Origin of the sequence: Kitasatospora sp. NPDC127121 (assembly GCF_042677305.1) — a bacterium.
Classification (GTDB): Bacteria; Actinomycetota; Actinomycetes; order Streptomycetales; family Streptomycetaceae; genus Kitasatospora.
In genome coordinates this window covers 59,544-71,416 of record NZ_JBHXTQ010000007.1, presented here as the reverse complement: position 1 = coordinate 71,416, position 11,873 = coordinate 59,544, and the positions used below count along the sequence as shown (strand labels likewise).

The window sequence follows — 11,873 nt, the reverse complement described above, 5'->3', positions numbered from 1 at the left end:
GGCGGGGGGCTGCCGCGGGGGGGCCCGGCGCGGCGCTCTTAACCCACCCCCGGTGTGGGGCGGGGCCGCCCCCCACCCCCCCCCCCCCCCGCCCCTTCCCACCAGAACAGGAGGGACGCACCGTCATGTCCGTACCCGGAACCCCTTCACCGGTCACCGCGCTCGCCACCGGCTCCTGGGGCGACGCGGCGGTCAAGTTCGGCAACAGCCTCGGCGCCGTCGCGGGCTTCCTCGGCATCCTGCTGCTGGTCTTCTTCGCCGCGGGCCGGGCCCGGGGTCGGCTCTCCCGCCCGCTGTCGGTGGTGGTGTTCCTCGGCCCGGCCGCGGTGCTGCTGCTGGTGGGCCTGGTCGTGCCGCTGATCCGCACGGTCTATCTGAGCCTGCAGAACGCCGACGGCAGCGGCTTCGTCGGCGGCGAGAACTTCGGCTGGGCGTTCACCACCGACTCGGTGCAGAAGGTGCTGGTCAACACGCTGCTCTGGCTGGTGGTCGCGCCGTTGGCGGCGACCGGCCTGGGCCTGGTGCTGGCGCTGCTGGTGGACCGGATGCGCGGCCAGGCGGTGTACAAGTCGCTGATCTTCATGCCGATGGCGATCTCGCTGGTCGGCGCCTCGATCATCTTCAAGTTCGTCTACGAGTCGCGTGGACCGGGCCAGTCGCAGATCGGCCTGCTGAGCCAACTCGCCATCGCGGTGGGCTGGGACGATCCGCCGAACTGGATGCTCTCGCAGCCGTTGAACACCTTCCTGCTGATGGCGGTGATGGTCTGGGTGCAGACGGGCTTCGCGCTGGTGGTGCTGTCGGCGGCGATCAAGGCGATCCCCGACGAGGTCACCGAGGCGGCCCGGCTGGACGGTGCGCAGGGGGTGCGGCTGTTCTGGTACGTCACGGTGCCGATGATCCGCACCACGGTGGTGGTGGTGCTGACCACCATCATGATCATCACGCTGAAGGCCTTCGACATCGTCCGCACCATGACCGGCGGCAACTTCGGCACCCAGGTGCTGGCCAACGAGATGTACTCGCAGTCCTTCGTGCAGTTCAACACCGGGCGGGGCAGCGCCCTCGCGGTGATCCTCTTCCTCGCGGTGCTGCCGTTGGTGGCCTACAACATCGTCCAGCTGCGGAAGGAGCGTGCGGTCCGATGAGCGCACCGCACGACAGGCCGGCCCGCGCGATGAGCGCGCCGCACGGCAGCCCGGTCCGGAAGGCCTTCAGCAGCCCGCTGGCCTCGGTCTTCGTGATCGCGGTGACCGTCCTGTGGACGATCCCGACGGTGGGCCTGCTGGTGACCTCGCTGCGCCCCAAGCAGGACGTGACGGCGAACGGCTGGTGGAACGCCTTCCTCCACCCGGACCTGGGCCTGGGCAACTACCACACGGTGCTGTTCGAGGGCGGCTCCGGCGTCTCCACCGGGCTGATGCCGTTCCTGGTGAACTCGCTGGCGATCAGCGTCCCGGCCACCCTGTTCCCGCTGGTGCTGGCGGCGATGGCGGCGTACGGGCTGGCCTGGGTGCGGTTCCGGGGGAGCGACACGGTGTTCTTCGCGGTGTTCGCGCTCCAGGTGGTGCCGATCCAGATGGCGCTGATCCCGCTGCTGCGCCTCTTCTCCGGCGGCGCGCACCTGGGCTCGCTGACGCTGATCCCGGCGGTGGACCTGAAGGGCAGCTACGCGCCGGTGTGGTTGGCGCACACCATGTTCGCGCTGCCGCTGGCGGTGTTCCTGCTGCACAACTTCATCGCCCAGCTGCCGCGGGACCTGATGGAGGCGGCGGTGGTGGACGGGGCCTCGCACTTCAAGATCTTCCGTTCGATCGTGCTGCCGCTGTGCACCCCGGCGCTGGCCTCGTTCGCGATCTTCCAGTTCCTGTGGGTCTGGAACGACCTGCTGGTCGCGTTGACCTTCGCGGGCGGCACGCCGGAGGTGGCGCCGATGACGGTCCGGCTGGCGCAGTTGTCCGGGTCCTTCGGCGGGCGGTGGGAGCTGCTGACGGCCGGGGCGTTCCTGTCGATCGTCGTCCCGCTGATCGTCTTCTTCAGCTTGCAGCGGTACTTCGTCCGGGGCCTGCTGGCCGGGTCGGTGAAGGGGTAGCGGAGGGGTGGTGGAGGGGCCCCGGGAGGGGTACGGGAGGGCCGCGGGAGCGGTGCGGGAGGGCTCCGGGAGCGGTGGTGGGAAGGCGGGCCGAGATTTCTGAACTTGTTCAGAACTGAGTTTTGAACCTGTTCAGAATGGTCTACAGTCGGCTGCAGCCGCGGCGCCGAGCGCGCCCGACGGCGGACTGCCCCAAGGGCGGCTTCCGCATGCCCGCCGACCACCGAGGGGGACTCATGTCCGGCCCGTCCACGCCCGCCCTGGCCGACCTGCCACCCGAGCCCGGGCCCGCGACACATGGAGCCGCGGCACATGGGCCCGCGACACATGGACCTGCGATGCCCGGGCCCGCGACGCTCGGACCCGGACCCGGCCCTCATTGGGGATCCGGCATGCCCGTGCCGCCGCACCGCGGGTGGCTGCGCCCGAGCGACTCCGAGCGCAGGGCGGCCGCCACGCCCCGGGTCCTCCTCCTGGCACTGCTCACCGGCCTGCTGACAGCCTGGCTGCTGTTCGACGGCGTGGGCGTCAACCTGCTGATCTGCGCCGGCGCCACCGCTGCCGCGGCCGGTCTCGCCGCCCGGTCGGCGGGCCGCCGGATCCGGCCCTGGACGGTGGTGTGGAGCCTGCTCGCAGTCGCCCTGCTCACCGTCCCGGCGCTCTGGGAGGCGGGCTGGCCGGTGTCGCTGTCCATCGGGTGCGCGCTCGGCCTGGCCTCGCTCGCGCTGCACGGCGGCCGCCGCTGGGCGGGCGTCCTGCTCCCCCTGCCCGCCGTCCTCTGGCAGCTGCCGCCCGGCGTGCTCTGGCTGAGGGACGGGCTGCGCGGCCGGAGCCTGCCCTACCGGGGCCGGATCGTCCCGGTGCTCAAGGCACTCGCGGTCGCCGCCGTCCTGCTGACCGTCTTCGGTCTGCTGTTCGCCGGTGCGGACGCCGCCATGGCGGACCTGCTGGGCAGCCTCAGCCCCAGCCTCGACCTCCGCGGGCTCCCGCTGCGCGCGGCGCTGTTCGCACTGGGGGCGTTCACCGCCCTGGGCTTCGCCCACATCGCGGCCGGGCCCCGCCGCTGGGACCGTACGGTCGTCCGGCCGGGCCGGGCCCGCCGCCGGCTGGAGTGGGCGCTGCCGCTGGTCGCGCTCAACCTGATGTTCGGCGCCTTCGCGGTGATCCAGGCCCTGGTGGTGCTCGGCGGCGCCGACGCCGTCCTGCGCAACACCGGGATGAGCCGCTCCGAGTACGCCCGGCAGGGTTTCTGGCAGCTGAGCGTGATCACCGCGCTCACCCTGGTCGTGGTGGCGGTCGCCAAGCGCTGGGCCCCGCGCAGCACGCCCGCCGACCGCCGGGTGGCGCGGATCCTGCTCGGGGCGCTCTGCGTGCTCGCCCTGGTCGTGGTCGCCTCGGCGCTCGGCCGGATGTGGTTCTACGTCGACGCCTCCGGCCTGACCAGGCTGCGGCTCTGGGTGCTGGTGGTCGAGGGCTGGCTCGGCGTCGTCCTGCTGCTGCTGATCACCGCCGGGCTGACCCGCTCGGCGGGCTGGCTGCCCCGCGTCGTCGTCCTCAGCGGCATGCTCACGGCGGCGGTGTACGGGCTGATGGGCCCGGACGCGATCATCGCCGAGCAGAACGTCGCCCGCTTCGAGCGGACCTCCCGGATCGACCTGCGCAACGTCCGCGACCTCTCGCCGGACGCCGCCCCCGCCCTGGACCGGCTCCCCGCCGTCCAGCGGGCCTGCGCGCTGCAGCTGATCCGCGCCGGGCTGGAGAACCACCCCGGGCCGGCCTGGTACGCCACCAGCGCCTCCGCCGCCCGGGCCCGGGAGATCCTGGCGCAACGGCCGCTGGTGGACCAGTTGGAGGAGGGGCGCACCCCCTGCGAGCGGGCCGGGATGAGGTACCAGGACCTCTGGCCCTGACGCCCGGCCCTGACGCCGGTGCCTGCGTCGGTGCCTGACGCCTGCGGCTGCGTCGGGGGCGGAGTAGGGGCGGGAGTCGGGGCCGGGAAACGCGGCCGGGCCGGCCGGGAGCGTGCTGCTCCCGGCCGGCCCGGTGTGGTGCGCTGTGGTGCGCTGTGGTGCGGTGTGCCCTGGTCGGGCTCAGTGCATCGCGACGCCGGAGGCCCCGCTCGGCAGGTCGCTGGCCTTGGCCTTGATCACGAAGACCGAGACCACCAGCGCCAGCCCGGCGAGCACGGCGCCCACGATGAAGCCGTGCGAAATCCCCTGGGTGAGGACCGAGTTGGCGGCGTCGGTGCCCTTCGGGAACTCGTGGTGCTGCTGGAGGTAGGCCAGCTGGTCCGGAGTGGCCGACTGGAGGAACTTCGGCTGCTGGAGCTTGCCCTCGGCGGTGGCGTAGTGCGCGAAGACCGTGGTCAGGATCGAGAGGCCGAGCGAACCGCCGATCTGCTGCATGGAGTTCAGCAGGCCGGATGCGGCGCCGGTCTCCTGACCGGGGACGCCCGCGACCGCGAGCAGCATCACCGGGACGAAGATCAGGCCCATGCCGAAGCCGAAGATGACCGTGGGGCCGAGCACCCCGTCCAGGTAGCCGCTGTCCTTGCTCATCTGGGTCAGCCAGGTGAGGCCGACGGTGACCAGCAGGGCGCCGCCCGCCATGAACGGCTTCGGGCCGTACTTGGCCTGGAGGCTGGAGGCGAGCTGCGCGGCGATGATGATCGACACGCTGATCGGCAGGAAGGACACGCCGGCCTTCAGCGGGCTGTAGCCGAGCGGGCCCTGCACGAAGAGCGTGATGTAGAAGAAGATGCCGAACATGGCCGCGGCCAGGCAGAGCATCATCACCAGGCCGCCGGTGCGGTTGCGGTTGGCGAGCAGGTGCAGCGGGGTGATCGGCTGGTCGGTGCGGTTCTCGATCACGACGAACGCGGCGAGCAGCAGCACACCGCCCGCGAAGGAGCCGAGCGTGATGCTGTCCGACCAGCCGTCCGAGGCGGCACGGATGAACCCGTAGACCAGGCCGACCAGGCCGAGTGTCGAGGTGAGTGCGCCCGGCAGGTCGAAGCGGCCCGCGTGGCGCTCGGACTCGGCGATGTAGCGCGGTGCGGCGAGCGCGATCAGCGCCGCGATCGGCACGTTGACGAAGAAGACCCAGCGCCAGTCCAGGTACTCGGTGAGCAGACCGCCGGCCAGCAGGCCGATCGCGGCACCGGACCCGGCCACCGCCGAGAAGACGCCGAACGCCTTGTTGCGTTCCGGCCCTTCCTCGAAGTTGGTGGCGATCAGGGCGAATGCCGTCGGTGAGCAGATCGCGCCGCCGATGCCCTGGAGCGCGCGGGCGGCCAGCAGCATCCCGCCGTCCTGGGCGAAGCCGCCCAGCAGGGAGGCGAAACCGAACAGCAGGGTCCCGAAGATGAACACCCGGCGGCGGCCGAGGATGTCGCCCGCGCGCCCGCCGAGCAGCAGCAGCCCGCCGAAGGTCAGCGTGTAGGCGTTGATGACCCACGACAGGTTGGTGGTCGAGAAGTTCAGCGCGTCCCTGATCTGCGGCAACGCGATGTTCACGATGGTGGCGTCGAGCACCACCATCAACTGCGTGGCCGCGATGACGGTCAGGGTGATGCCCTTGCCCCGGCCCTGGCTGCTCTGTGGTGGTGAGTTCTTGCTGATCGTGTCGGAGATAGCCACGATTGTGCCCCCTGCTGGCTATGTGCCTGGCTGCGTGCTTCGTACGCTGCGGACCGACTGGTCCGGCGTGAGCCCACGGTCTGGCGCGGGCTAGGAAGGAACGGGATCGTTCACTAATGTGGACGATATCCTGGGCCTGATTGTGAACGCAAGCGTTCCCTAAGGATGGTGGCGATGGATCGGTTGGTGCGGCGTCTGACGGCGGACCGGGCGACCGGTCGGGCGGGCGCCCGACCGCTTGAGGCGGCGGACGCGCCCCCGTCACCCGCGGCGCCACCGGGAGCGGCGCCCGAACCGGCGGCTCACTGCCCGATGCGGATCGCCCGCGAGGCCCTCACACGGCCGGTGCGGCGCCGGGGGAAGGAGTTGGAGAACGCGATCTTCGAGGCTACGATCGACCAGCTCACCTCCGGCGGATACGCGCGGCTGACGATGGAAGGCGTCGCCGGCGCGGCGCGGACCGGGAAGGCCGCGCTCTACCGGCGCTGGGCGTCCAAGGACGAACTGGTCATCGACGCCCTGGACGCCACTCTCCCACGCCCCTACGACACCCCCGACCTCGGGTCCGCCGATCTCGAATTGCGGCAGCTCATCGAGGTGTTCATGGGCGCGATGAACTCCCCGACGGGCGCCGCGATCCAGACGCTGATGGGCGAGATCGACCATGAACGGGCCGAGGTGTTCAAGGACTTCATCGGCCAGCGGGTGATCGAGCCGACCAAGGAGACCATCCTGGCGATCCTGAGCCGCGGCGCCGACCGCGGCGACGTCCGGCCCGGCGCGGCCACCGCGCTGGTCGCGGACGTCGTCCCGGCGATGCTGCTCTACCAGGTGAAGATCTGCGGCCGGGAGAACATGGGGCCGGGTTTCGGGGCCCGGCTGATGGACGAGGTGCTGTACCCGCTGATCCGCGCCTGAGGACGGCTGCGGCCGCGGCTCCGCGGGCGGGGCTGCCGGCCGGCTGGTGCCGACGGTTGGCGCCGAGCGGCTCGGGCGGGCTGCCGGGGTGAGCGGTTCGGGCGGGCGGCCTGGTGGGCGGGCTGCCTGCGGTCGGCCCGGGCGGCTGAGCGGAGGGGCTTAGGCTGGATGCTGCCCAGCTGAACGGGCTGCCCCTCCGCCGAACGGAACTCGCGATGCCCATCGTCCCGCCGACGCACTCCGTCGAGCGCTCGCTCCGCCGCGCCGGCGCCAAGATCGTCGTCGGCCTGGACGAGGTCGGGCGCGGCGCCTGGGCCGGCCCGGTCACCGTGGGCGCGGCCGTCACCGGCCTGCGCAAGGCCCCGGAGGGGCTGACCGACTCCAAGCTGCTCACCGAACTGCGCCGCCGCGCGCTCGCCCCGGTCCTCGCCGACTGGGTCACCGCCTACGCGCTCGGCCATGCCTCGCCGCAGGAGTGCGACGAACTCGGCATGACGGCGGCGCTGCGGCTGGCCGCCGTCCGCGCGCTGGAGGCGCTGCCGGTCGAGCCCGACGCGGTGATCCTGGACGGCAAGCACGACTACCTGGGCGGCCCCTGGCAGGTGCGCACGGTGATCAAGGGCGACCAGTCCTGCATCTGCGTCTCCGCCGCCTCGGTGCTCGCCAAGGTCCACCGCGACGGGCTGATGGCCGAACTCGGCGAGGAATGCCCGGAATACGGCTTCGCGGACAACGCTGGCTACCCGTCCCCGGTGCACCGTGCCGCGCTGGAGGAGTTCGGCCCCACCGGGCATCACCGGCTCTCCTGGGCATACCTGGACGCGCTGCCGAAGTGGCGGCACCTGAAGCGCGTCCGTGACGTCGCGGGTGCGGCCGAAGGCTCCGCCGACGAACAGTTGACGCTCGGTTTCTGACGGTCCGTCTGGAATTGCCTGGGTGGGGCGGTGGGTGTGCGGTGCCCAATGGGTGGGGTGCGCGTGCGTGTTCGAGCGGCATTTGATAGATATCCGGGTATGCCTGTCTTCCCCGAGGAGTCGGAGATTCACGAGAGCCTCCCGGGCCCCGGCGTTCCCTTCCCCCGCGAGTCGGACGCACAAGCCCTCCGCGCGCCTGCCAACGGCGGCGCTTCTTCCACCGCACCCACCACCGTCGCCGCCGTTCCGGTGCCCGGCCCCCGTCCGGCACCGCCGCGCCCGGCACCCCCGCGCGCCGACCGCTCCGGTCCGCCGCGACTGATCCCCAAGCCCCCGCCGGCGCAGCGCCGTTCGGGCGGCGCCGAACCGCAGGTCGAGATCCAGCGCGTCGCCGCCACCCCGGCGCAGGCACTGGAACACGCGGACGACGCGGTCGACCGACTGCTGGACGCCGGCCGCAACCCGGGCGACATCCTGGTGCTGACGGTCGGCGAGGCGCACCCCTGGCAGCAGCACGAACTCTCCTTCGGCGAGGAGCGCTACTGGGCGCAGCTCGCCGAGGGCGGGGACGTGTTCTACGCGGACGTCGCGCTGACCCGCCCGGTGCGCCGGGAGGTGGTCGTCCTGGTGGTCAACGGCGGGACGGCCGCCCGGGCCGCCGAGGCCCACGCCAAGGCGCTCGGCCACACGACCGCGCTGCTCGTGGTCTGCGGTGACGCCGGCCCGGTCGCCACCGGGGCGGCCGGAACCGCGCCGGGCCGTTCGATCAGCGCCTGACCACGACCGAGCCACCCCGGGCCCGGCGCCGCACGGTGCCGGGCCCGGGGTCCGTCGTACCCCGGTGCGGCGAGGGCGTACGGTCCGGGGCGCGGCCGACCCGTGGCCGGGCCCGGGCCCGCCCGTGCCTGGTCTTGGTGCCGGCCGTCGGGCCTTCGGGTCGGCCCCGGCCGTGGCGTGGTCCGAGGCCGTGGCGTCGTCTGTGGCCGCGACCCGTGGGTGTCGGCGGGGTCAGCGGGTGCCGGTGCGCCGGGCGGGCTGGACGGCGGCGACCCGCGCCGGGGGCCACGGGTGCTCGGACTGCCGGGCGTGCTGGGCCCGTTCGGCCGCCTGGTGCCGGGCGCGCTGGCCGCGCGGGGCGTCCAGCGCCGAGCGCGGCGGCAGTTCCGTGACGGTGTGCACCACCCCGTCCGCCCACGAGCCCGCGTGCGGATCGCGTCCGCTCCGGCCGTCCCCGAGGACGTGCCAGCCCGCCGGGGTGAGCCCGATGTACGAGCCGCAGCGCAGCCCGTGCAGGACGGCCGCGTCCTGCAGAGCCCACATCCAGGCGCCGTCCTGCTCGGTCCAGCCGGGCGCGCCCTCGCGGCAGCGCAACAGCACGGCCGTGCGGGTCGGTTCGGCCAGCCGCAGGTCGTGCGGGGTGACCTGGCGCAGGTGCGTGAGCAGGGCGTTGCGGTGCTGCCAGCCGTCGGTGTCGTGTGGCCAGGGCGTGAACGAGGCCGAGGCGGACACGTGGTGCAGCGCGTTGAGGACGGCGATCACGACCGTGCCCGGCTGGGGCAGGTGGCGCTGGTGCAACTCCACGACGAACTCGCGCGGGTCGCGCAGCAACGGGATCCCCGAGGCGGTCCAGGTCTCCAGGTCCAGCAGCCGTCTGGGCGCCGAACTCCGGGCGAGGGGATGCTGACCTCGGCCGATACCGTTGATCACGATCCTCCTTCCTGACCCACTGGCACGCGGGTACGTGGGTACGCCGAAGGCCGGGTCCAGCGGACAGGGTTTCGGGTACGCGCCAATTCTCGCGGTATCCGGGGTGGAGCGGCAACGATGAAACGATGAACGCCACCCGAAAGCCCACGTTCCGCCGGATATGTTCCACCGCGCTCCGAGTGTCGTTCGGGCGGCGTTGGACCTTGATCCAGACCGTGTGCGGGGTCCGGTGAACCGCCATCGGCACGGTGACCACTCCTTTCCCCGCTCCGGCGTCCCGCGTGTTCGCGAGGGGGCTGCTTTCTCCCTTCGTTAGGCCATTCGAGTGATGGGTGGAATGGCGGCCCACCGCCGCCCGGTCACCCCTGCACGGCCAGCACCAGGGGCAACACCGCGCTCGCCCCGGCACGGCGCAGCAGCCTGGCAGCCACGGTGACCGTCCAGCCCGAGTCGACGAGGTCGTCCACCAGCAGCACCGGCCCGCCGGCCTCGGCCACCGCCTGCGCCACCTCCGGCGGCAGCGTCAGCGCGCCGGCCAGCGAGTGCAGTCGCTGGGCGCTGTTGCTGCGCGCGCCGTGCGGGGGCCGGCCGTCGACGTACTCGATCCGGCCGAGCAGCGGCAGCCGGCCGATCTCGGCGATCCGCGCACCGAGGCTGCCCACCAGCTGGGGGCGGGTCGAGGAGGCCATGGCCACCACGCCGACCGGCCGCTCCAGCCGGGTGCCGTCCGCCGTCGCGGGCCCGGCCCAGCCGCCGGGGCCGCGGGCCCAGTCGGCGAGCACCGCGACCAGGGCGTCCACGGCCTCGCCGGGGACCGGTACGTCCGGGGCCTGGTCGGCCAGCAGGGCGCGCAGCCGGTTGCCCCAGCCGATGTCGGACAGCCGGCCGAGCGCCCGCCCGTTCTCGGCCTGCTCGCCCGCCGGGATCCGGCCCTTGAGGGGCACGCCGAGGGAGTCCATCCCGGTGGGCCAGAGCCGGCGCGGCTCGAAGCTGATGCCCGGGCGGCCGAGGGCGGCCCGGGCCGCGTCCAGCGCCTCGGCGGAGACCTCGGCGGTGTGCAGCGGCCCCGCGCAGTTGTCGCACCGGCCGCACGGACGGGCCTGCTCGTCGTCCAGCTGGCGCCGCAGGAACTCCATCCGGCAGCCGGTGGTCGCCGCGTACTCGCGCATCGCCCGCTGTTCGGCCTCGCGGGAGGCCGCGACCTTGGCGTACCGGGCGGTGTCGTACGCCCAGCTCTGCCCGGTGGCCGTCCAGCCGCCCTTGACCCGGCGGACGGCGCCGTCCACGTCGAGCACCTTGAGCATGGTCTCCAGCCGGGTGCGGCGCAGGTCCACCCGGGGCTCCAGCGCGGCGGTGGACAGCGGGCGGCCGGCCTCGGCCAGCGCGTCGATGGTGCGGCGCACCTGCTCCTCCGGCGGGAAGGCCAGCGAGGCGAAGTAGCGCCAGATCGCCTCGTCCTCGCGCCCGGGCAGCAGCAGCACCTCGGCCCGGTCGACGCCGCGCCCGGCCCGGCCGACCTGCTGGTAGTAGGCGATCGGCGAGCTGGGCGAGCCGAGGTGCACCACGAAGCCCAGGTCGGGCTTGTCGAAGCCCATGCCCAGTGCGGAGGTGGCGACCAGCGCCTTGACCCGGTTGGCCAGCAGGTCGGCCTCGGCGGTGCGGCGCTCGGCGTCCTCGGTGCGGCCGGAGTAGGAGGCCACTGGGAAGCCCCGCTCGCGCAGGAAGGCCGTCACCTCTTCGGTGGCGGCCACCGTCAGGGTGTAGACGATGCCCGAGCCCGGCAGCCGGTCGAGGTGGTCGGCGAGCCAGGCCAGCCGGTGCGCCGGGTCGGGCAGGGCCAGCACGCCCAGGGTGAGGCTCTCCCGGTCGAGCGGCCCGCGCAGCACCAGGGCGTGCTCGTCGGTGCTGCCGGTGCCGAGCTGTTCGGCGACGTCCGCGGTGACCCGGGCGTTGGCGGTGGCGGTGGTGGCCAGCACCGGGACGCCGGGCGGGAGCTCGGCGAGCATCGTGCGCAGCCGGCGGTAGTCGGGGCGGAAGTCGTGGCCCCAGTCCGAGATGCAGTGGGCCTCGTCGACCACGAGCAGGCCGGTGGAGGCGGCGAGCTTGGGCAGCACCTGGTCGCGGAAGTCGGGGTTGTTCAGCCGCTCGGGGCTGACCAGCAGGACGTCGACCTTCCCGGCGGAGACCTCGGCCTGGATCTCGTCCCACTCGTCGGTGTTGGCCGAGTTGATGGTCCGGGCGTGGATGCCGGCCCGGGCCGCCGACTCGACCTGGTTGCGCATCAGGGCGAGCAGCGGGGAGACGATCACCGTCGGCCCGGCGCCCCGGGCCCGGAGCAGGGCGGTGGAGATGAAGTAGACCGCGGACTTCCCCCAGCCGGTGCGCTGCACGACCAGGGCGCGGCGGTGGTCGACCACGAGGGCCTCGATGGCCGTCCACTGGTCCTCGCGCAGGACGGCGCCGGGCCCAGCGAGCTCGCGCAGGACGGCCTCGGCCCGCGCCCGGACCTCGGCGCGGTCGGCGGTGGCGGTGGTGTGGTTCTCGGGCTGCTGCATGGCGTCCATGTAACCCCGAGCCGCTGACATGAGGCGAATGCCGTGGCTG

At 73.2% G+C, this 11,873-nt stretch carries 9 protein-coding genes; 6 read left to right on the top strand and 3 right to left on the bottom strand.

Annotated elements, in window-relative coordinates:
• Positions 1-125: 125 nt before the first annotated feature.
• From ACFVHI_RS06665 to ACFVHI_RS06655, 3 genes are all read left to right on the top strand, one after another.
• Positions 126-1,148 (top strand): carbohydrate ABC transporter permease, encoded by a 1,023-nt coding sequence (locus tag ACFVHI_RS06665; RefSeq protein WP_063349345.1) that lies wholly within the window; start codon positions 126-128, stop codon positions 1,146-1,148.
• Complete coding sequence (locus tag ACFVHI_RS06660; RefSeq protein ID WP_063349346.1) at positions 1,145-2,092, top strand: carbohydrate ABC transporter permease; 948 nt, start codon at positions 1,145-1,147, stop codon at positions 2,090-2,092. Before ACFVHI_RS06665 ends, ACFVHI_RS06660 begins: the two co-directional genes overlap by 4 nt.
• Positions 2,093-2,484: 392 nt before the next feature.
• The gene (locus tag ACFVHI_RS06655) at positions 2,485-4,002 is read left to right on the top strand and encodes a DUF4153 domain-containing protein (protein ID WP_380336377.1); all 1,518 of its coding nucleotides are present in this window, start codon (positions 2,485-2,487) and stop codon (positions 4,000-4,002) included.
• A gap of 180 nt (positions 4,003-4,182) precedes the next feature.
• Here ACFVHI_RS06655 and ACFVHI_RS06650 read toward each other — a convergent pair whose 3' ends face one another.
• Positions 4,183-5,730, bottom strand: coding sequence for an MFS transporter (locus tag ACFVHI_RS06650; RefSeq protein ID WP_380336374.1), 1,548 nt, complete (start codon positions 5,728-5,730; stop codon positions 4,183-4,185).
• Between the two features lie 366 nt (positions 5,731-6,096).
• On the opposite strand from ACFVHI_RS06650, the gene ACFVHI_RS06645 reads away from it, so the two are divergent.
• The 3 genes from ACFVHI_RS06645 to ACFVHI_RS06635 all read left to right on the top strand — a co-directional run bounded on the left by ACFVHI_RS06645 (position 6,097) and on the right by ACFVHI_RS06635 (position 8,339).
• Positions 6,097-6,648: a TetR/AcrR family transcriptional regulator gene (locus tag ACFVHI_RS06645; protein ID WP_380336371.1), complete on the top strand. Its 552-nt coding sequence runs from the start codon at positions 6,097-6,099 to the stop codon at positions 6,646-6,648.
• Positions 6,649-6,863: 215 nt separating this feature from the next.
• Positions 6,864-7,562, top strand: coding sequence for a ribonuclease HII (locus ACFVHI_RS06640; protein ID WP_063349349.1), 699 nt, complete (start codon positions 6,864-6,866; stop codon positions 7,560-7,562).
• 99 nt (positions 7,563-7,661) lie between these two features.
• Positions 7,662-8,339 (top strand): hypothetical protein, encoded by a 678-nt coding sequence (locus ACFVHI_RS06635; protein WP_380336368.1) that lies wholly within the window; start codon positions 7,662-7,664, stop codon positions 8,337-8,339.
• A 231-nt stretch (positions 8,340-8,570) separates the two neighbouring features.
• On the opposite strand, the gene ACFVHI_RS06630 is transcribed toward ACFVHI_RS06635, so the two are convergent.
• Together ACFVHI_RS06630 and ACFVHI_RS06625 are read right to left on the bottom strand one after the other, a co-directional pair.
• Positions 8,571-9,209, bottom strand: a complete 639-nt coding sequence (locus ACFVHI_RS06630) for a hypothetical protein (RefSeq protein ID WP_380336480.1) — start codon at positions 9,207-9,209, stop codon at positions 8,571-8,573.
• Positions 9,210-9,628: 419 nt separating this feature from the next.
• Positions 9,629-11,824, bottom strand: a complete 2,196-nt coding sequence (locus ACFVHI_RS06625) for a RecQ family ATP-dependent DNA helicase (protein WP_063349352.1) — start codon at positions 11,822-11,824, stop codon at positions 9,629-9,631.
• Positions 11,825-11,873: the final 49 nt, after the last annotated feature.